Below are 20,762 nucleotides of genomic sequence, written 5' to 3' on the forward strand. Positions count from 1 at the left end.
TATAAGGCCCTGCACGGGCCGGGTCCGGTCTTTGTTGCATTCACTTGCCGAAGGGCAATGACTGCAATAAGCATGCCGGTTCCCAGCCAGATAAATCGGTTCATACTGGCCTCCGAACTTTAGCGGCTTCGTCGGCCTGTAGCCGGCCTAGGGTGTTTCGCTAAAGCGGTTCTGACACCATGGCTGAAAGCCGCCATTCTGATCAGGGGTGCCCCGACACTGGCCGTGATCAGGGAGGTCAAGGCGGAGAAGTTGGCACTAACATCAGAGACATTCGACGCAATGCCGTCCACTTTCCTAAGTTGTTGATTGGCGGTGGCCACAATAGCTGTGGCCCCATCCATTATCGGAATCGCACCGTCGCTCAACGACCTAATCGCAATTCGTACCTCGTCTAGTACCTGGCCGAGTTTCATGATCGGCACTGCAAGCAGTAGAACAAGGAGTGCAAAGACCCCAGCGGAAATCAGACCGGCGATAGCACCGATAGACATCAAATTCATCTCCTCGAAGTGAACGGGGTGAGCACAAACTGCCTGTGTATAGGAAAGGGATGTGAGGCATCGAATTTGTGAACCGGCGAGGTCCGAGGACGACCAGGCGAAGCAGCAACTCTCACGGGCGGAGGCAGTGGTCCAGTTCCTGCGGGGGCGCGGCAAGGCCCTGAGCAGGAAACTTGGCTACCAAACGGATAGCAGTGACCCTCCCTGGAGCAGGAGGATCATGAGGCGGGATCGGGGGCACCGTTGGGTTAGAGGATCACGCTACACCCAAACACCTAAACCTAATTTTTGATCCCGACAGAACGCCATCGGCCATCATTCCTGATGGCCGATGGCGTTCATGGGACCGTGCAACTGCATTCTTGTCAGCGTTTTTGGCCGGATGACTGCGCCGGCTGCGAGCGAACCATAAGCTCCGGGGAGAGCATCAGGAAGCCCTCGTTCTACGAACGCAGAATCGCGTTGACCGCCGAGTCAGCGGTTTCCAGCGCGCCCTCAATATATCCCGGGAACCCCAACGACACATCGGATCCTACAAAATAAACACGGCCTGCCGGTTCACCAAGTTCCTTGTGTACTCGACTGAACTGTCGTACTCGGGGTGAGACCCAGGGCCCTTCGAAAAGTGGGTCTTTGATCCAGTCGTGATAATCGATGCCGAGGACTTCAACCTCCGGTAGATAGTAGTGCACAGCGTCCTTGACAGCACTGAGATCGGTAGGATCGAAGGATCCCGAGTCGGTGAACGCCACCAACAGTCGTTCGCTTTCCGACACCTCGCAATAGTCGTAAAGCGTGGGAAAAATTCCGTCTCCGACGCATTCGATTCCCGCTTCCGCTCCCCGCACGTGAATCAGAATTTTAAGTCCGCGGCCACCGTGCCCTTCCTCAATTACTGACCGCCGGTTTTCAGGTAGGGCCGGGGTGAAAAGAATCCTCCGCCAAGTGTTCATTGGGGTAGCAATTACCACGGAACGTGCTTGGAAGGCGTCCCCGCTTTTGAGGGTCACATGCACTGCATCGCCTGACTGATCTATGCCGGTAACGACGCTCTGCATCCTGATTTCAGGAATGTCGTGGCTCATGGCGTCGACCAGGTCAGCTGAACCATTGGCAAATACTTCATCCAGCGAGAAAAGCACGCCGAGGATGCTGTAGTGATGTGCTGCAACAAGTTGCAACGCCCACAACGCGGATGACTGGTCAGCAGGCTGGCCCAGCATGTTCCACGCCCAGGCGAGCAAAAACTGCCTGGAAACAGGGGGCAGGTCGAGCCCGTCGACGTACTCGATGAGTGGGATGTCCAGGTCCTCAAGGTCCTGGTTCTCCAACCCCTTTTCCAGGTCAATTCTGTGCGCATCCCGCAGCAAAGTGTAGGTGGCTGCTTCCACTGCAACTGCTTCCGAACCGGGAATAGGAAATGCCTGATTCAGTGCGGTCGGGCCCAAACGATGCCTAAACGAGGTGAACTCGGTAGCAGCCGCCGTGGCAATTCCGTACCGGTCCAATTCGGCTGCCAGCCGCGGGTGATGCTTTCGGTGTAGGTACGCTCCACCTATCTCGACCTGCAGGTTGGGTACATTCCGGGACTCCCGGGAATACGCTCGCCCTCCAAGGCGGTCGCCCCCTTCAAGGAGAAGTACTTTTTTGCCTGCATTGGTAAGGTCGCGTGCTGCTTTCAGACCGCTAAAACCGCCGCCAACCACAATTGCGTCATACAAATTTTGCCTTCTTTCACATGTCCTGGACTTTGGAATTTGGGTCTGCAATCAGGGACGCACGCATGCTGTCCCTACTCCGTATCCATTGGGCCTCGATCGAGCGCGGGCACCCCTGCCCGATCCCACAGGTCTGACCAATCCTCCGGGCCTTCCAGGTCGACAATTCCCTTGGTGGCGCGGATAATTTTCTCGGGGGTTGCTGGAAGTTCATAGAGAACGGAACCAAAGGGAGAGAGTGCATCATTCACGGCGTTGAGTACGGCAGCCGGTGCCGAGATCAGACCAGACTCTCCCATCCCCTTCACGCCTGACGCTGTCATCACCGACGGGGTTTCAATGTGCCTGATTTCAAATGGGGGAGAAACATCCATCGTTGGCGTCTGGTAATCCAGGAAAGACGTTGTAGACAAGTTTCCTGAATTATCGTAGACAAGCTGCTCGAAAAGGCCCATGCCAATTCCTTGTATGACCCCACCGCGAATTTGGCCCTCTACAATTGTGGGATTGATGATAACGCCGCAGTCCTCGACGGAATAGACCTTTTCGACTGTTACAAACCCGGTGATGGGATCCAGTTCAACGATAAGGGCATGACCGCCGTTCGAAAACATGGGCCGGGATGTGTCCCATGCCTTAGTGAACTCCAATCCGGGTTCAAAACCGGCGGGCCACTTGGATGAGTCCCAGTAGACTGCCATGGCCACGTCGGCGACGCTCACTCGCGATTCCGGAGCCCCTACGATGGATGCGAAGCCTTCTTCCAAAACGATGTCTTCCTCAGAAGACTCGAGCATATTGGCAGCAACGGCAACCAGTTTTTCGCGAATGGCATGGGCTGCACGATTAACACATCCGCCGGCGATGACGGCTGCGCGGCTTCCAATGGTGCCGCTGCCATAGGCGCCCTTGGTGGAAGTTCCCGCATCGACGCTGATCGATTCGAAGGGGATGCCTAAGACATCCGCGGCTACCTGGGCTAGGGTCGTTTGGTGGCCCTGCCCCTGTGAATTCAAACCCGAGGTTATTGTCACCGAGCCGGTCGAATCCATTTTGACGGTTGCTGTGTCATGGAACACATCGGTTGCGCCATGGGCCTGCATCATGCCCGTGCTCTCGCCACTACTTTCGACGAAGACGCTGATTCCCAACCCCAGGTATTTGCCGTTTTTGCGGGCTTCTTCCTGTCGTTTGAGAAAGGCCGGGTAGTCGACCATTTCTTCCAAGGTGTTGATTACCTCAAGAAATGACCCCTCCTCGTACACGACCCCCTGGGGATTTGTCCACGGAAATTCTTTAACAACATTCTGTCTCCGGATTTCAAAAGGAGACACCTTCATCTGTCGCGCCAGATCATCCATAAGGGATTCCCGGGCGAGGGTTCCCGCCGTGTATCCAACCCCGCGGAAAGCGCCCATGGGGCACTTGTTGGTGACGGCCCCCTCGTAAACGTACTCCGCCGCTGGGATATCGTATATACCGGTGGGCGTGACGGCCGCGGTAGCCCAGCATTCCACAGCCATAGTCTGCGGGGGCATATGGTAGGCGCCTCCGTCAACTAAAGAATGGGTCCGAACCCCAGTTATTCGTCCCTCAGCGTTGGCGGCATATTGGATTGTGACGAACTGCTCGTGGGCGTGTGAACCGGCCAAAAGATTTTCGCGCCGATCCTCTACCCATTTTACTGGCGTCTTCAGGTGCTTCGAAGCGAGCGGCATGAGCATTTCTTCAGGGAATACGTGCGCTTTCTGCCCAAAACCGCCGCCGGTATCAGGAGAAATGACCTCGCTTCGTGACTCATCGAAACCAAGAAAGAGGCTCAGGCACATCTTCACGTAATGGGGCATCTGCGTTGACGCCCATAGCCTAAGCCGGTCCTCAGTCCATTCGTAGTCCGCTAGACAACCCCTCGTCTCCATAGGGGCGGCTGCCACCCGACCAGGGTGGTACAGGGCGGAAACGACATGCTCGGCATTGGCGAACGCCTCATCCACGTCCCCAAAGGTTGCTCTCCCGCGAATGCCCACATTGTCAGGGCGTTCGCCGTTTGCTACTGGGCCCCCTTGGATGGATTTGCGGGGGTCAAGCACGACTTCGAGGGGCTCGAGCTCGAGACCTACGAGATCACACGCATCTTCTGCTACCGCTCGCGAGTCTGCGACTATCAATACAACCGGTTCACCCACGTAACGTACGACGTCCTTAGCCAAGAGCGGCATGGTCATCGCTTCGCATCCCTCAGCCGTATATTGTGCCTCGATGCCGGCGCAGTACTTTTCGATGTCAGAAGCCGTCCAGACAAGGTGAACGCCAGGCATCTCTGAGGCGACCGACGTATCAATGCCCGTGATTTGAGCATGAGCAGCAGGGCTGCGCACGAAACAAGCATGCAACTGGCCCTCAACGTTGATGTCGTTCAGGTACTTTCCCCGCCCGGTAAGAAGTCTTGCGTCCTCAGTTCGTGGGACCCGCTTGCCTATAACGTTTCTTGTTATAGGAGGAGAGTAATAATGTGGGTTGTCCATTTTAGTTTCCAATCTGACCCGCTGCATCCAGGACAGCCTCAACAATCGTCTGGTAGCCCGTGCATCGGCATAAGTTACCGGAGAGGGCCTCGACAACTTCGTCTTTTGTCGGACTAGGGTTTGCGTCTAGCAACTCTGTAGCTGATATGAGGAACCCTGCCGTGCAAAAACCGCACTGGAGGGCATGGTGCTTTTTAAATGCTTCCTGAAGTGGGCTAAGGGCAGCGCCATCCGACAGGTCCTCGACGGTCCGTATGCTGCGTCCGTTTCCCTGGGCGGCAAGGGTCAGGCAGGACCGCACGGCAGCCCCATCCATGAGGATCGTGCACGCACCGCAAACCCCATGCTCACATCCGAGCTTGATGCCGGTGAGCTTTTGGTCATTCCTCAGGTGGTCGGCCAAAGTATCGCGCGCGTCTACTGCAACAGTGCGCCGACGTCCGTTTACTTCCACGTCTATTTCGACGCGTTCTGATGGGGATGATGATGTCACGTACGTGCTCCTGCTTCAACTATGGTGCGCCGAATCAGCTCCTGCACCAGGCCTTGGCGATATTCGGCCGAGCCGTGGATGTCTGAGATATACGAGAGCGATTTCGCTCCAGCTTTTGCGGCTACTTCTGCCCTTTCCGGTGACAGCTCTGATCCGTTGAGGACGTCTTCCGCCTCGGGCACTCGTTGGATTTTGCCAACAGCGGCTCCAACGGCCACCCGCGCATTTGAAATTTGTGAACCCTCAATCGACATTACGACTGCGACATTGGCGAGCCCATAGTCTCCAGATCGTCTAGCAAACTCCCCATAGCCCCATCCGTCGGGACGTGAAGGTAGCCAAACGTCAGTGATGATCTCGTCAGCGGCAATGCTCGTCATGTACGGACCGACGAACAAGTCATCGGCATCAATGGTGCGCCGTCCTCTTACACTTTGAACCTCCACCATTCCATTGAGGGCAAGCAATACGAGCGGCCATTCGCCCGCTGCATCGCCATGGGCCAAGGCTCCGCCCAAGGTCCCTCGATTCCTAATCTGGGGATGGGCTATGTGGTGGCCAGCTGCCACCATCATTGGCAGGTTCTTGGCAACGGCAGGGGAACTGACGATCGTTGCATGGGTGACCATAGGTCCGAAGCGGATGTAGTCTCCGACTTCCTCCAGGTCAGTCAGGCCAGGAACGTATCCCAGGTCTACAATGACGGACGGTTGGGCTAGGCGCATGGCCATGACAGGCAGCAGACTCTGGCCTCCAGCAATGATCTTGGAGTCCTCGTCAGCTGACAGTAGATCGCAGGCATCTTCAATTGATGCTGGTGATGCGTATCTGATATTAGGTAGTTTCATCCTTCACTCCCTCGAATGACCTTCATCTTCCCCTACCCGCCGTGACTTTTTGCATGGCATTGAAGGACAACTACATCCGACCTTTTGTCGAAGTGTGCACAAGGAACAACGCGCCCACCATTCCGGTCCTGGGCAGGGAAAAGGGTACGCAGGACAAAGGGTCCGTTTAGACGTCACGGACTGTTCCTTTAAACGACCGGGTGGGCACGCCCCTGCGTCCCCTGATTTTTGCAGGCAGCCTGTTATGTGCGCTGGCTATCGCGCATGAGCCAGAAACGCAAGCCCACGTGTGCTTCTTCGCATGCGTTCGCCGTCCAGGGGGCCGTAACTGTCTACCCCTGCACCAAATGCGAAGGTATGGCTACTGGTACTCCTGCGGCGGCACCTAACGAACTTCAGGTGTTCGCCATCCATTCGAAAGTCACCAGAATCCACGGGAGCAACTACCAATGTTCAGATCCCGACTCTTCATCACGGTTGGTACGCATCCACTAGACGATATGAGCAGGAGGTTGCCGGCTTAGGCGAAGCAGCTGTGGAGCTTCTGGACCCTTCTGGAGGTCCATTTTCGCCGGACCGTTTCCGGAGCGTCCAGCTTGGATCCTCTGTCCCTAATGACGGGTGGGGGGGTGGACGCTCCGGATCTTGTTCCGGCGCTGATGGCCCTCTGTCAGAAGGGCCCGGGAAATGTGGTCCAGGGGGCTGGAACCTCCTTTTCAAAGCAAGTCGTGGGTTGCCTGCCACACTTGGCGAACAGGTAGAGCCACATTTGAAATTTGGAGGTTCCAGCTATGTTCGAGCGTACAAGCGTTGGCCTGGATGTCCATGCCCGTAGTGTTGTGGCCTGTGCGTTGGACGGTCGGACCGGGGAAGTTTTCCGGCGCCGTTTGACGCCGGACCGGGATGAGATTCTTGCCTGGATCATCTCGCTGCCTCCGCCGGCAAAGGTCGTTTACGAGGCAGGTCCAACAGGTTTTGGCTTGGCCAGGTTCCTGCTTTCTGCCGGCATCGATACGGTGATTGCAGCCCCGTCGAAGCTTCAGCGCCCGTCCGGTGACCGGGTAAAGACCGATGCGAGGGATGCTCTGCATCTGGCCCGGTTGCTCAAACTCGGTGAGATCACGGCGGTCCAGGTTCCTTCGGTGGATCAGGAAGCGGCCCGGGATCTGGTGCGTTTCCGTGAAGATGTCCGCGGGGACCTGATGCGTTCCCGGCACCGCATTTCCAAGCTCTTGTTGCGACAGGGCATCGTGTATTCCGGCGGGCAGGCCTGGACCGGAACCCACGAACTCTGGCTCGCACGCCAGCGATTCGATTCTCCGGCCCGACAACTGACCTATGCGTCCTCGCTGGAAGCGATGCATGAGATCTCGGACCGCCGTGACCGCCTCGATCAGGCGATCGCCTCCATGGCCTATGCAAGCGAATACACGCCCATTGTCCGGTCGCTGCAGTGCCTGCGCGGGATATCTACGCTGACGGCTTTTGGTCTTGCCGTGGAGATCGGTGACTGGGACCGGTTTACCGGTTCAACGATCGGCGCATATCTGGGCCTGGTCCCGACCGAGCGTTCATCGGGGGCGTCCCGGTCCCAGGGATCCATCACGAAAACCGGAAACGGACATGCCCGCCGGCTACTCGTCGAAGCAGCCTGGCACCACCGTAGACCATACAACGTCTCGTCCCGGCTCATGCGCTCACGGTGGGAAGAAGCCAGTTCCCAGGCCCGAGCACGTGGCCATGCAGGGAACCGGCGCCTGCACGAACGCTGGATGATTTACCTCGAACGCCGCAAGCGGCCCGTCATCGCAAACGTCGCCATCGCCCGCGAGCTCTCCGGCTGGTGTTGGTCCCTCGCTACCGGAAGCCTGGAGACCACCCAAACAACTACCTGACTTCCGTCCCTTCACGGAACGGAACAGCCGGGACGCCAGCGATGGTGGGGTAATCGCAGCGCGTGGAGTAAACCCGCGATACAGCTATGGGCGCCCCCAACAGGGTATGCCCGATCTTCCTAGACCAGCGGTAGCCTCCAGCCGAACACATCGTCCTGCGGTAACCAACCCGCGCATATCAGTCTGACCGCGCCGTCGCCAACGACACGCTAACCCACACCAACGATCACCCCGGCAAAACAAAGGATGCAGTCCCACGGCCCAAAACCTTGGGACTGCATCCCCACGCTCTTGACACAAGAATTACATATCAGCTGTGTTACCCACGGACGTTGGTGACAGTCGGCATGGCATGGCGATATGAAGAAAACCTCCGAGTGGAGCGGGGCTTGTCTAGAGTCAAGTTCCACAATCGGAGGTCTTCGTGTCCCACCCTAACGCTTTCCTCGCGTCCTTGGGGCGGCTTGAGTTGGCGAAATGTATCGTCGATGATGGCTGGCCGTTGCGGCGCGCTGCCGAACGTTTGCAGGTTTCTGTGCCGACCGCCGCCCGTTGGGCCAAACGTTATCTTGAGCTTGGTCCCCAGGCGCGCGAGCTCGGCGCCAAGGGTATGGATGACCGCTCGAGCCGTCCTGCATCATCCCCGCAGCGGACACAACAGCGGGTCGAGCGGCGGATCATTGCCCTACGGGTGAACCGGCCCTGGGGGCCGGCCCGCATCGCTTGTTTGCTCGGGTTGCACCCGTCCACGGTCCACAAGGTCCTGTCCCGTTATCGTCTGGCGAGGCTGTCCTGTCTGGATCGGGCGACAGGACGAGTCATTCGCCGCTACGAACAAACAGCCCTGGAGCTCTCGTTCACGTCGACGTCAAGAAGCTCGGCCGGGTCCCCGACGGAGGAGGCAACAGGGCCGTGGGCCGGGCCAAGGGCTGGTCCAACCGCGGACACTGCTAAGGCCGCCCTAAACCCGGCTAGCCACATTCACACCGCCATTGATGACTACTCACGGCTCGCGTATTCAGAGATCCTCTTAGACGAGCGGCAGGACAACAACGCTGCCCGATTCTGGCAAGGGGGCAGCGCCTACTTTCAGGGCTACGGGGTCTCACCCCGCAGGGTGCTGACCGACAACGGTTCCTGCTACCGCTCACGGGTTTTCAACGAAGCTCTTGGTCCCGGCATCAAACACAAATACACCAGGCCAGTACAACTAGCTGAAGAACGATCGCCGCTACGACGACGTTGTACGTGTCGCACGCTGTCGAGAAGCCCGTGAAGCGCGCTAAGACCTTCAAGATTGGCAACACTGGGTTGCAGACCGGATGCACAAAAAGCTGAAGCGGCTCATCCGCCGGCAAACGGGGGAAGCACGTCAACCACATCGTTCGGACCTACAACCGTTGAGTGATCACGCACTGCAACTTCATTCAACAGGAGGCTGCTTCTTGCCAAAATATTGGTCAGAGGGGGAGTCCCTGCGGGAGGTTCCGGACGTTTTACGGACCGTATGGCCTTCAGGAGCCCTGCCACAGTCGTGCCGTCTGCAAGGTCGAACATTTCTTCCTCAAATCCGGCAGCAGCACGTGCGGCAGCAAAATAGCGTACGTTCATAAAGAGCTATCCTCCAATGGCGCTCATGCTGCGGTCCGGCTGGACGAAGTCCGGGGCGTCTAGTCCTACATGATCCATGCCATGAGCTTTTGGCTTGAGCCACATTGCATCCTGCCACCGCCGTGCGAGAGCCTCGTCTGAGGCGCCTGATCGCAGAAGACCCAGCAGGTCGAATTCCTCGCGGGAGAACAGGCAGCCCATGATCTTACCTTCGGCCGTGATCCGTGTCCGTCGGCAATCCGAGCAGAAGGGTTCAGTGACTGAAGCGATAATCCCCACTGTCCCAAGCGCCGGACGCACGTTCTGGCCCCCTGCCGACGAAGTGTCAGTCACCTCCGACCCAACTGCCCGACGCCGTACTTCGAAACGTTCCGCCGGCGCGCCCTCACGTGCCCGAGGATCCGGGGTGAGGACAAAGTCAGTGGACAGCAGCGTACGGATTTCGGCTGCTGTGATCATGTTGCGCCGGGTCCACCCGTGATCAGCGTCCAGCGGCATCTGCTCAATAAACCTTAGTTCGTAACCACGGTCAAGCGCCCACGCGAGCAACGAAGGAGCTTCGGCATCGTTGATGCCCCGCATCAATACGGCATTGAGCTTGACCGGCCCCAGTCCGGCGGACCACGCGGCATCCACCCCGGCCAGGACTTGGTCCAGGAAGGGCCGACGCGTCAGCTGGTTGAAGGTCTCCTCATGCAGCGAATCCAACGAGACGTTAATCCGGGTCAGCCCGGCAGCCTTGAGCGGGGCCGCTTTTTTGGCGAGCCCCACACCGTTCGTGGTCATTGAAATCGGCAGCTGAGGGTGGTTTCGCCGCAACTCGGCGATGATCCCCAGTAGATCGTGGCGGACCAGGGGTTCGCCTCCGGTCAGCCGCAGTTCGCGGATACCCAGGTTCTCCACACCGATCCGGACGATCCGTATAATTTCCGAGGCTGACATGACCGCCTGCTTGGATAGCCATTGGAGCCCCTCGGCAGGCATGCAATAGGTGCAGCGGAGGTTGCATTTATCCGTCAACGATAACCTCAGGTCAGTGGCGCGGCGCCCATACCGGTCCACCAGCGCGGCGCCTATGCCGGCAGGCCTTGACGCGGATACGGACAGCCCGGCATCCTCCCGGGGTTGCGGCATGCCTAGCTGGATACTCATGTCTTCAGGCTACGCGAAGCAGGGCAGGGGCCTTTGTGCTGGAACTGACAATTGCGGAAGCCAGTTGTGGCAAGTAGTTATAGCTGAAGCGTCGCTTTCCTGTTGGAATCACTTTGCACCCAGGAGGACCAGTTTGCGCAACACGATCGAACCTGGGGCGCACACGAGAACCAGAGAGATGCTTCCGCCAAAAGCTTCGTTGGAAAGAATAAGCAGGTTGGCGTGGCCGAGCAGGATTCACCAGACCGAAAAAGATCTCCCGGAGGCAGGACATGCAAAGGCAAGAAGAGCAGCTGACCGGACTGGGGGGCAAGCGTCCCGGCCCCCGGATCCTCGGAAGGTCTCTGCCGGAACATGAACATCGAAGTGTATCGACACACCTGCAGGCAATCCGGGACGTGCTCTTTCCGCTGTTGACCCCACCCCAGGTAGAGCGAATCCCCTTAATGCAAGCGTTGGGCCGTGGCCTGGCCGAAACCGTTAAGGCACCGGCAAATTTGCCACCCTTCACCAACTCCCAAATGGATGGCTATGCGGTTAAATCCCGCGACATCACTGACGGCCAAGGGAAATTGCGTGTGGTATCACCCGTCCCGGCAGGCACAGTACCGGCACCTCTGGCTGGAGGGACAGCTGCTCCCATCATGACGGGGGCCCTGCTACCCGATGGAGCTGATTCTGTCGTCCCCATTGAACGGGCAGCGCCAAACCACTTCCCTCCCCCTGGGTTGGATACGACAGTGTGGCTTCCTGAGACAGCTGCCGGTACGTTTGTCCGCGGCGCAGGGAGTGATATAGCTAAAGGCGAATGCGCACTGCCCGCCGGAACCGTGCTCGGTCCGCGCCAGCTTGGTCTGCTCGCCGCATTGGGTGTCACTGAAGTTGTTGTTACTCAAAAGCTGACTGTCCTGCTGGCCACCACCGGGGACGAGGTCCTTGAGCCCGGTGAGAAGCCCGAACCGGGCAAGATTTACGATGCAAATAACACGCTCCTGGAGTCCTCTATGCTTCAGGCAGGGCTCAACGTCGTCAGGGCAGGCATAGTCAAGGATGAGCCGGGCGCCCTATCGAAACTCTTGAAAATCCATGCCGCGCACGTCGACCTGATTGTTACCAGTGGCGGCGTGAGCGCGGGCGCCTACGAGCCTGTTAGGCAGACCATGACCGATCATGACGTCGAATTTTCCCACGTTGCCATTCAGCCCGGCGGTCCCCAGGGAGTCGGCACCTTCGAGGGCACTCCGATCCTCGCATTCCCTGGAAACCCGGTGAGCTGCTTTGTCTCGTTTGAGATGTTCCTGCGTCCGCTCCTGGGCGAAATGTTTGCTGCGCCGGCTCCCCGGCTCTCGTTCCGCGCACCCCTTTCGCATCCCTTAACGTCGCCCCCGAAAAAGCACCAGGTCCGGCGGGGTGTCCTCTTAGCGAACGGCACTGTTCGACTGGAAGGCGGCGAAGGTTCCCACTTGCTCGGAGCACTTGCTCGATCAAATGTCTTGGTGCACATCCCAGAGGGAATTTCGGAACTGGCGGAGGGATCAGAGGTGGAGGTATGGGCGGTTTGACGCTTGAAGGTTGGTCCGCGGGCCTCACCCACCTGCGCACGGACGGCACTGCCCACATGGTTGATGTTTCACAAAAAGTTGAGTCCAACCGGGAGGCAACAGCTACGGCAACAGTTCGTACGACTCGCGAAGTCCTGCTGCTGCTCTCATCGGAGGGATTGCCCAAGGGCGATGCCATGGCCGTCGCCCGGATCGCAGGCATCCTGGCGACCAAGAAAACGTCCGAATTGATTGTGCTGTGCCACCCCTTACCTGTTTCCAGGGCGACGGTCGACTTCGTACTGGGACCTGACAGCGTGCGGCTCGTTGCAACCGTTAAGACTAGGGGTGTGACAGGAGTAGAGATGGAAGCTTTGACTGCAGTAAGCGTCGCCGCCCTGAACGTTTACGACATGATCAAAGCCGTTGACAAGCACGCTGTTCTTACGGATATCCGGGTACTTGCCAAGACTGGCGGCAAGAGTGGGGACTGGTCTCTGAAAACCTCGGAGGAATAGGCGTGACTGGAGACACGAGTGGGCTTGACAGGCGACTACCGTTGAATGAGAGGACAGGAATGAGCACCGACCAACATACGGACGCAGGAGAAGCTGCCACCGCAGCGCAGACAACGAGGCAAGCCTTTGCCGTAGTCAATTGCGAGCTCAGCGATCAGCCCATCTCCGTCGAGGTGGCCACAGCGGCTGTGGATTCGAGCACGTCCGGAGCAGTAGTCAGTTTTTGTGGAGTGGTACGCAATCACGACGGCGGTAAGGCAGTCGACCGACTGACCTACACTGCTCACCCCACCGCACACCAGGCGTTGAAAAATGTTCTGGAAGCGGTCGCTGCCAAGTACTCGTCCGCTGATGAGGCGGAGGAAGTCGTTCCCGTGCGGATCTGGGCATCGCACCGGGTGGGAGCACTCGGAATTGGGGACGCGGCTCTCGTTTGTGCTGTAGCCGCGGGACACCGGGGACAGGCATTCGCTGTGTGCTCGGACCTGGTTGACCGCATCAAGAAAGAGGTGCCCATTTGGAAGCAACAGTTCTTCGCCGATGGGACCTTGGAATGGGTCGGTTCCGGCATAACAGGTTGATCCCATGCGAGCGTTTGGGTCAATCAAGCCGAGCCCTGAGAAGGACCATCACATGAACATTTTTCGCGTGCGCATCAGCCTGCTGCTGACCCCATGGGTCGTTGCAGCAGGACTGGCTGGCTGCGCTAACTCCGCCGATGACAAAGCCCCGGGCCCAGGTACCGGCACTCCCCCAACGATCACAGGCTCGGTGACCGTTTACGCCGCCGCGTCCTTAAAGTCTCCCTTCACCGAGATCGCCTCCAAGTTCGAGGCAGCAAACCCGGGCACTAAGGTTACGCTGAACTTCGCCGGATCCTCGGCCCTGGTCTCGCAGATTACCCAAGGCGCTCCGGCCGATGTTTTCGCCTCCGCCGATGTCAAGAACATGGCTGAACTTTCCGCTGCCGGGCTTATCAACGGAACGCCGACCAACTTCGCCACGAACGTCCTGACGATCGCGGTTCCATCAGTAAACCCGGCGTCGATTTCTTCCTTCGCAGATCTAGCGAAGCCGGGCACCAAAGTAGTTGTCTGCGCGCCGCAGGTTCCTTGCGGCTCCGCCACGGGGAAGGTGGAAAAGGCTACGGGAACAACCCTGAAGCCTGTCAGCGAGGAATCCTCCGTCACAGACGTCCTGGGCAAGATCACCTCCGGGGAAGCCGACGCTGGCCTTGTCTACGTCACCGATGTCAAGACCGCCGGTGGCAGGGTCAAGGGCATCGCTTTCAGCGGGTCCGACCAGGCTGTGAACACTTATCCGATCGCTGCGGTAGGAACAAGCGCGAACAAGGATCTGGCCAACGCGTTCATCGGCATGGTTACGGGAAGCGAAGGCAGGAAGGTCCTCGGTGACGCCGGTTTTGGTGCCCCGTAAGAAGGCCTGGTCGGGCAGCAGGACAAATCGACAAAACACCGGTTACACAGGGCTCCCTCCGTGGGTTTTCGCCCTTGCAGCAGCAGGAGGCCTGTTTGTCCTGCTGCCGCTTGCCGCAATGGTGTTCAGGGTCAACTGGGCGCACTTCATCCCGCTCATCACATCGGAATCCTCGCTCACGGCGCTTGGCCTCAGCCTGCGGACGGCTGCGGCCAGCACGGTGTTGTGTGTCGTCTTCGGGGTGCCGTTGGCCCTCCTTCTGGCCCGCTCCAGCTTCCCGGGCCAGCACCTGCTGCGGGCGTTTGTGTTGCTACCCCTCGTCCTGCCGCCCGTGGTCGGCGGCATCGCGTTGCTCTATACGTTTGGCCGTCAGGGACTCCTCGGGAAGAGCATGCAACTGGCTGGGATCCAAATCACGTTCTCCACCACCGCCGTCGTCCTCGCCCAGACATTCGTGGCGTTGCCGTTTCTGGTGGTCAGTCTCGACGGAGCTCTCCGTACCGCCGGCACCAAGTATGAAGCCGTCGCAGCGACGCTTGGTGCCCGCCCGAGCACGGTGCTGCGCCGGGTCACTCTCCCGCTGGTCCTGCCCGGTCTTGCCTCCGGCGCCGTGCTGTCCTTCGCGCGATGCCTGGGCGAATTTGGCGCCACTCTGACCTTCGCCGGGAGCCTCCAAGGTGTCACCCGCACCCTGCCACTGGAGATCTACCTTCAGCGTGAAAGCGACGCCGACGCTGCCGTCGCCCTTTCCCTGGTACTTGTGGCGGTGGCGGTCGCGGTCGTCTCACTTTCCTTCCGGAATTCGGCGGCGCTGGCAGCGGATGCGGAATCAAGATGACCTTCAAACTCGATGCCGCCCTGCACGCGCGCAACTTCGACGTCTCCTTCACTTTCGGAGGCACAGAAACAGTAGCCGTGCTGGGTCCAAACGGTGCCGGCAAGTCGACGATGCTGGCAATCATCGCAGGGCTCATCCGCCCGGATAGCGGGAACGCGGCGCTAAAACAGAAGATGCTGTTCGAAATTGGCGACGGCAGGAACAACTTCCTGCCGCCGCACATGCGGGGAACCGCGCTGCTCGCACAGGAACCGCTGCTGTTTCCGCACATGAGCGTGTTGGAGAACGTAGCCTTCGGTCCGCGGGCTGCCGGCGCGGATCGGGCCAGTGCGCTTCAGACGGCTCGACTCTGGCTCGCGGAAGTAGAAGCGGTGGAGTTCGCCAACCGGCGGCCAGGCCAGCTTTCCGGCGGTCAGGCTCAACGCGTTGCCTTAGCGCGCGCGCTTGCAACGGAGCCCGAACTACTGCTCCTCGACGAACCCATGGCGGCCCTCGACATTCATGCCGCCCCCATGCTGCGCCGCCTTCTCAAGCGGATCCTCGCTACGCGCCGCACCATCATCATCACGCACGATGTCCTGGACGCGCTGATGCTCGCCGACCGCGCCATCGTCATCGAAGACGGGCGGATCACCGAGGAAGGCTCACCCCGGGAGATCCTGAAGAAACCCCGCGGCAAATTTGCTGCCGGACTGGCGGGCTTGAACCTGCTCTCCGGAACTATCACAGGCCAAGGGCTCACGTCCAATTGCGGGCTTGACATCAACGCACATCCCCAAGACGGAGCAGTCGTCGGCCAGGACGGCGTTGCACTCTTTTCACCGATCGCGGTTGCGGTCTTCCCGACTGCTGATCACGGTAGCCCACGGAACTCGTTCGCCGTCCGAATCACGGATCTGGAACCCCACGGCGATCATATCCGTGTCCACGCCGGAGGCCTGATGGCAGACATCACCCCGGCCGCTTCGGCAGACCTCGGGCTCATGCCCGGGATAACCGTCTACTTCGTCATCAAGGCTACGGCCATCACCGTTTACCCGGCATAGCACACAACGTTCGGGCCCATCTTCTCTGCGGTCGAGGTCTCGTCATGCCGGAATCGCGTGCGGTAGTTCATCACAAGGTGTACAGCAGTGGGTGTCCTGCCCTGATCCTTACCGGCCGACAAGCGCCGCCGGAGTTGGTCACGAAGACGTCCGGAGCAGGCAGTGTCCTGCAACGGTGGCCCTATTCCGGGGCAACCAGTCGAACAAGGAAAGACCAGACCGGACCGTTGCGGTTCTGCCCAGCATGCTAGAGCAGACAGGACCAGAGCGGCAGTGGTGTCGAATGGCGATCCGCCACGTTCGGCCAGAAGTTGTAAGGCCAGGTCAATGCCTCGGCGGTTCCGGGTGAATCGGTGGTTCCGTCTGACAGAGCCCTATTCACAGGACCGGCAGATTTTGCTGAAGATTTATCGGCTCCATGACACGTGCGTCAGTATCATCCAGTGGTCATAGGGTCCGGTACGGCACACCCCATTTTGATGGCCCCGCAGGGATGACCTGGAGAAGGTGAGGCGGATCGGGGCCTTGATTAAGCCCGGCGGCTACGTGGACAAGCCGATGAGGAGCCTCAATCGTTTATGTATCCGTTTCATCCAACTCCGTTCTCCCCGGCCCCACTCAGCGGGCATGTAAAAATCCGGGTCTGTGCCCCCGCGAGGAAGAAAGACCTCCTGAGCCTGGGGTGGGAACGGGGCAGCTGTCTTCGTATCGTTCGAACTCATGTAATCCTCCTTCGGCCCTCCTGCAGGGCGTTCTTGATGAACCTGTAGTCACAAGAAGGTTCTTGATCCGCATCGCTTCAACTCAGGAAGGCGTCCTTCCAACCAGCGACGGGTCCACGTTAGTCCAGCGCGGTCAGGGCGTCTTTAGACGCGCGAATCATATTTTTCGTTCTGGGGGTCCAGGAACCCCTTCACACCCCGCCGCTGACATGTTATGGGTGCTGATGCCGGGACACCGGGCGAACAAGGCCTGTGTGTTCCGGCATCAGGCACACAATACTCATCTTCCCTTCGTTCTGACCAGTGGGCAGGCAGCTATTGGGGTGGCTATCCCTCCGTAAATCTGGTCTCCTGTCGGCGCACGAAGTCGACAGGCACTGCTGGATGTGCCCGTACAACGTACTGACCCATCCCGATATCAGTGACCATGATCCCCATGTCGTTGCGCCGTGCGGCCTGAGTTACCAGTTCGATGGCGGCGTCTACCGTTCGTTCCCTTTCCGCGGCGCCTCCGGCGACTGTCACCTCGAGCATCCCAGGAGACCTTGAATCTTCGTTTTGGCCTGTGGATGGGTTGGTCAGCGCATTCGGCACCGCAGTTCCTAATCGTCCTTGTGAGGCCGGCGGGCAGGGCAACCCACCGACCTCACTTGCGTGATGCCCTTCGCGGGGCTGTGCTGTGGTAAACGTTTAGCGCGTGTTGAAGGTGTCAGGAGAAGCGTCGGCGGCTGACGGGATTTTTGGGCCCGCCTCGAGCTTTAGTCCGGAGCCGGCGCGGAAGAGCGGAACGGCCATGTCGAAGGGGACGTCTTCCCGTGAGGCCTCGACATCGGTCATGGAGGAGGGCAGGTCGAAGGGGAGGGTTCCCTTGAATGGGGCCCGTCCGGTGAGAGCATCGAGCAAGACCTTGTCACTGCAGCCGAAATCACCGACTATTGCTGCCGTGGCTCCGATGAATTGTGTGAGCACTGCCGGGCGTTCGAGGTATACCGAGAGGTACACCGGGGCGTGCGTGGCGTAGGCGCGGATGCGGTCGACGGTTTCCTGGGGGAACTCGAGGGTCCCGCCGTGGAAGAAGTCGCCGAGGGAGCCGCGGCCGGGTTCGAAGGGTGCATCAAGCCTGACCACAATCGCGTCGGAGGCCGTGATGTCGTCGGTGATAACCAGCTCGTCAGCAAGATCTTGGGCTGTCAGGCCGTCGAGATACACGCGGGTTCCTCCCGCAAGAGGTAGGGCCCCCTCCTCTGCGGAGATCAGCACAAGGGAGTCTCGTTGAGCAGCTACTCCCCGTTCGAGGAAGACCGGGGAGCCGCACACTCTGCGAGTGGTCTCCACGTCAACCCGGCGGTGTTCGAAAGTGCCGAGCCGGAATTTCTCGCGCAGGAGCCGACGCGCGGACTGGTCGATGCGTTCTTCTGTGATGCGCCCTGAGTCCACGAGTTCCTCGATCAGAAGGGGATTGCGGTCGCCTCCGAACTGGTCGATCCCGACGTCTATTGCGATGGCGGCGCGTTCCTTGGGTTCGAGGTGTTCCAGTCCCCAGCCGTTTGGACCGAACGTCACGTCGCCGATCTGCTCTGCCTCAAGCAGGTTCCAGTCGGTTACGACGATACCGTCGAAGCGGAGTTCCCGTCGCAGGATGTCGCGTACGACCGGAGCGTTGAACGCGAACCCGACTTCATCCCAGGATGTTCCGACAGGTTTGCCGTAGTAGGTCATGACCTGTGTCGTTCCTGCTGCGAAGGCGCGGCGGAACGGATCCATGTGCAGTTCCTGCATACCGCCCGGGTACACCTGTTCTGGATAGCGGGGATCGTGCGCGTCGTCGCCTCTTAACTGAGGCCCGGCGCCGGGAAAGTGTTTGACGACTGCAGCCACCGATTCGGGGCCAAGGTGGGGGCCTCCTCTGAGAGCCTCGATGAACGCTACGGTGAGTTCGGCCACGCGTTCAGGATTTTCGCCGAAGGTACCTGAGCCGCGGGACCAGCGCGGATCGCTGAAGATGTCGGCCATCGGTCCTAGGAGAACTCGGACTCCCATGGCCAGCAGTTCCTGGCGCATGGTGTCGGCGTAGCTTCGGACCGAATCGATATCGCCAATTGCAGCGATTCCGGTCGTCTCTGGCCAGCGCGACAGACTGCCGAGCGCCTGACCGGTGAACGGATTGCTGCGGAAGCCATGGCGGGGGTCAGTTGACAGGGTCACAGGGACACCAAGGCGTGTACTTTCCGCGATCTCCTGCAGCGTGTTGTGCCACGCAGCAACAGAGATGCTGTCTTCCCCGCCGAGGACGTTGAAGTGGGTGATGCCCGAACGGCCGACGTTCAGTTCGGCAGCGGCGAGGGCCTCGCTGTCCGTAAGGCCACCGCTGCCGGGGCTCGTAGAAGGGTGAAACATCAGCGCCGCCTTCTCAGCGACTGTCATGCGCGCCAGCAGATCTTCTGCCCGGCGTTCGGCGGGCAGGGCAGGGTCCAGATAATCGTTCACAACGGTTTCCGTTCAGCGAGTCGATCGAATGAAGAAAAGAGGAACGATGCCGAGCAAAGTGAGCACGGCCCCCACGGCCAGCAACAGCGGGTAGTTTGGGGTTCCCCCGCCGACGCCGAGCAGCAGCGGCGCGATGAATGGCATTACCGAGAATGGCAGGGTGAATGCGATGTTGGTGACCCCGAGGTCGCGTGCCGCTGTGTTGGGGTCGTTCATGGTCGCCACAGCGAAGCCGATGTATCCGCCGTAGAGCATTCCGCCGGCGATGCCGCTGACAATGCTTACGCCGATAAGGAACGGCAGGACACCGTCTGCGAATGCGATCTGGATGGTTCCGGCGGCCATGATTACAGCCGTGGCCCCCAGGACCAGCTTGCGGCGGCCGGTGCGGTCGTTGAGCCACCCGGCGATCGGAGCGAAGATCACGGCAAGGATGCCGGGAATGACGTAGGCCAAGGTGATGACCCCTGGCAGTTCATCTTCCGGTACTGCAATGCGGTCTTGGAGGAGATAGACAGTATAGGTCGACACAACCCCCCAAGCGCACGTGACAAGGAACATCGCCACGAGAAAGGCACTGAAGTCAGGGGACTTGCGCGGATTGACGTAGAAGCTGCCCAAAAACTCACGGAAGCCGAAAGGAGCGATGTCATCGCCTGCCGGCCTGTCGTCGCGCAACAGCACGAGCAGCAGCCCACAGAACACCACTGCGACCGCGACGGGCAGACCGAACTGGGCCAGCACGTTTGACGGGAACCACTGTACAAAGAACACGCCCACGAGTAATGCCGCAGAAGCGGCCATACCAGACAGTGCCCCAACGAAACCCTGCTGCTTCTCGGGGATGCGGTCAGCGACAATGGCCAAAGATGCTGCAATCGACGCGTTCACGAAGGCCTGCATGATGATCCAGCCGAGCAGCAGCAGTGGCATTGAGTTGCTGAACCCGATGACGGCAGCCCCGGCGATCGTGCCGGCCAGACCCACCACTATCCACGGCCGTCTACGGCCAAACCTGCTCCGCGTCCGGTCGCTGAGCCGACCGAAAAGGGGATTCGCGATCAACGCGGTCAGCGTGCCGATCCCCGCAGCCATCGAGTAGCTGGTGGCCTTGCCATCCGGGTCTAGTTCGTCGATACGCAACGCGAGCGTGACGGAAGCGGGCAAGTTGATCGACATCCAGATGCCGAACAACGCGAGCACGTAGATTCCGATGAAGAGGGGACCGACACGCTCCGGGACGTTGTTGGTAGCCCCCGTCTCGGTTGCGCTAGTGGGTACTGACATAAATGATCCTCACCATTGAGAGTAGTGGACGAAGTTGGAAACGCTACCGGAAACGTTACCGGAAACGCTGCCGATATACTAGGGACCGGATTGTTGCAGTGCGAGCGAAAGCACAACTTAAGCTCTAGGGATAGGAACTTA

General features: G+C 59.5%; 16 protein-coding genes and 1 pseudogene. 8 read left to right on the forward strand and 9 right to left on the reverse strand.

The window, feature by feature from the left end; translation table 11 throughout:
- Positions 1-119: 119 nt before the first annotated feature.
- From LDO14_RS21465 to ndhA, 5 genes are all read right to left on the reverse strand, one after another.
- On the reverse strand, positions 120-494 hold the full coding sequence (locus LDO14_RS21465; RefSeq protein WP_159629989.1) for a DUF948 domain-containing protein: 375 nt from the start codon (positions 492-494) through the stop codon (positions 120-122).
- 452 nt (positions 495-946) lie between these two features.
- Positions 947-2,224, reverse strand: coding sequence for a (S)-6-hydroxynicotine oxidase (locus LDO14_RS21470; RefSeq protein ID WP_159629987.1), 1,278 nt, complete (start codon positions 2,222-2,224; stop codon positions 947-949).
- A 71-nt stretch (positions 2,225-2,295) separates the two neighbouring features.
- Positions 2,296-4,746: a 2,6-dihydroxypyridine 3-hydroxylase subunit NdhC gene (gene ndhC, locus LDO14_RS21475; RefSeq protein ID WP_159629985.1), complete on the reverse strand. Its 2,451-nt coding sequence runs from the start codon at positions 4,744-4,746 to the stop codon at positions 2,296-2,298.
- 1 nt (position 4,747) lies between these two features.
- Entirely contained in the window at positions 4,748-5,239 is a 492-nt protein-coding gene (ndhB, locus tag LDO14_RS21480; protein ID WP_328699835.1) for a 2,6-dihydroxypyridine 3-hydroxylase subunit NdhB, read from the reverse strand.
- Entirely contained in the window at positions 5,236-6,087 is an 852-nt protein-coding gene (ndhA, locus tag LDO14_RS21485; RefSeq protein WP_159629983.1) for a 2,6-dihydroxypyridine 3-hydroxylase subunit NdhA, read from the reverse strand. The genes ndhB and ndhA overlap by 4 nt, the downstream gene beginning before the upstream one ends.
- A gap of 791 nt (positions 6,088-6,878) precedes the next feature.
- On the opposite strand from ndhA, the gene LDO14_RS21490 reads away from it, so the two are divergent.
- Together LDO14_RS21490 and LDO14_RS21495 are read left to right on the forward strand one after the other, a co-directional pair.
- On the forward strand, positions 6,879-7,982 hold the full coding sequence (locus tag LDO14_RS21490; protein ID WP_159629981.1) for an IS110 family transposase: 1,104 nt from the start codon (positions 6,879-6,881) through the stop codon (positions 7,980-7,982).
- Between the two features lie 424 nt (positions 7,983-8,406).
- Positions 8,407-9,192, forward strand: a pseudogene (locus LDO14_RS21495) (IS481 family transposase); the annotation flags it as partial.
- A gap of 134 nt (positions 9,193-9,326) precedes the next feature.
- Here LDO14_RS21495 and LDO14_RS21500 read toward each other — a convergent pair.
- Positions 9,327-9,593, reverse strand: coding sequence for a MoaD/ThiS family protein (locus LDO14_RS21500; RefSeq protein ID WP_159629977.1), 267 nt, complete (start codon positions 9,591-9,593; stop codon positions 9,327-9,329).
- Positions 9,594-9,599: 6 nt separating this feature from the next.
- The gene (moaA, locus tag LDO14_RS21505) at positions 9,600-10,745 is read right to left on the reverse strand and encodes a GTP 3',8-cyclase MoaA (RefSeq protein WP_201302373.1); all 1,146 of its coding nucleotides are present in this window, start codon (positions 10,743-10,745) and stop codon (positions 9,600-9,602) included.
- A gap of 272 nt (positions 10,746-11,017) precedes the next feature.
- Here moaA and glp point away from each other — a divergent pair, with 272 nt between their 5' ends.
- From glp to LDO14_RS21535, 6 genes are read left to right on the forward strand one after another with little or no spacing between them, the layout of a single operon-like run.
- Complete coding sequence (gene glp / locus LDO14_RS21510; RefSeq protein WP_159629975.1) at positions 11,018-12,307, forward strand: gephyrin-like molybdotransferase Glp; 1,290 nt, start codon at positions 11,018-11,020, stop codon at positions 12,305-12,307.
- Positions 12,295-12,804 (forward strand): cyclic pyranopterin monophosphate synthase MoaC, encoded by a 510-nt coding sequence (gene moaC / locus LDO14_RS21515; RefSeq protein ID WP_159629973.1) that lies wholly within the window; start codon positions 12,295-12,297, stop codon positions 12,802-12,804. The genes glp and moaC overlap by 13 nt, the downstream gene beginning before the upstream one ends.
- Before the next feature lie 59 nt (positions 12,805-12,863).
- Complete coding sequence (locus LDO14_RS21520) at positions 12,864-13,385, forward strand: molybdenum cofactor biosynthesis protein MoaE (RefSeq protein ID WP_159629971.1); 522 nt, start codon at positions 12,864-12,866, stop codon at positions 13,383-13,385.
- A gap of 52 nt (positions 13,386-13,437) precedes the next feature.
- Positions 13,438-14,241, forward strand: coding sequence for a molybdate ABC transporter substrate-binding protein (gene modA / locus LDO14_RS21525; RefSeq protein WP_159629969.1), 804 nt, complete (start codon positions 13,438-13,440; stop codon positions 14,239-14,241).
- Complete coding sequence (locus tag LDO14_RS21530) at positions 14,231-15,079, forward strand: ABC transporter permease (RefSeq protein ID WP_223917597.1); 849 nt, start codon at positions 14,231-14,233, stop codon at positions 15,077-15,079. Before modA ends, LDO14_RS21530 begins: the two co-directional genes overlap by 11 nt.
- On the forward strand, positions 15,076-16,125 hold the full coding sequence (locus LDO14_RS21535) for an ABC transporter ATP-binding protein (RefSeq protein ID WP_159629965.1): 1,050 nt from the start codon (positions 15,076-15,078) through the stop codon (positions 16,123-16,125). The genes LDO14_RS21530 and LDO14_RS21535 overlap by 4 nt, the downstream gene beginning before the upstream one ends.
- Positions 16,126-17,537: 1,412 nt before the next feature.
- On the opposite strand, the gene LDO14_RS21540 is transcribed toward LDO14_RS21535, so the two are convergent.
- Both LDO14_RS21540 and LDO14_RS21545 read right to left on the reverse strand, forming a co-directional pair.
- Entirely contained in the window at positions 17,538-19,334 is a 1,797-nt protein-coding gene (locus tag LDO14_RS21540; RefSeq protein ID WP_159629963.1) for a glycoside hydrolase family 3 N-terminal domain-containing protein, read from the reverse strand.
- Between the two features lie 12 nt (positions 19,335-19,346).
- Positions 19,347-20,621: an MFS transporter gene (locus LDO14_RS21545; protein ID WP_159629961.1), complete on the reverse strand. Its 1,275-nt coding sequence runs from the start codon at positions 20,619-20,621 to the stop codon at positions 19,347-19,349.
- Positions 20,622-20,762 lie beyond the last annotated feature (141 nt).

Origin of the sequence: Arthrobacter sp. NicSoilB11 (genome assembly GCF_019977375.1) — a bacterium.
Classification (GTDB): Bacteria; Actinomycetota; Actinomycetes; order Actinomycetales; family Micrococcaceae; genus Arthrobacter.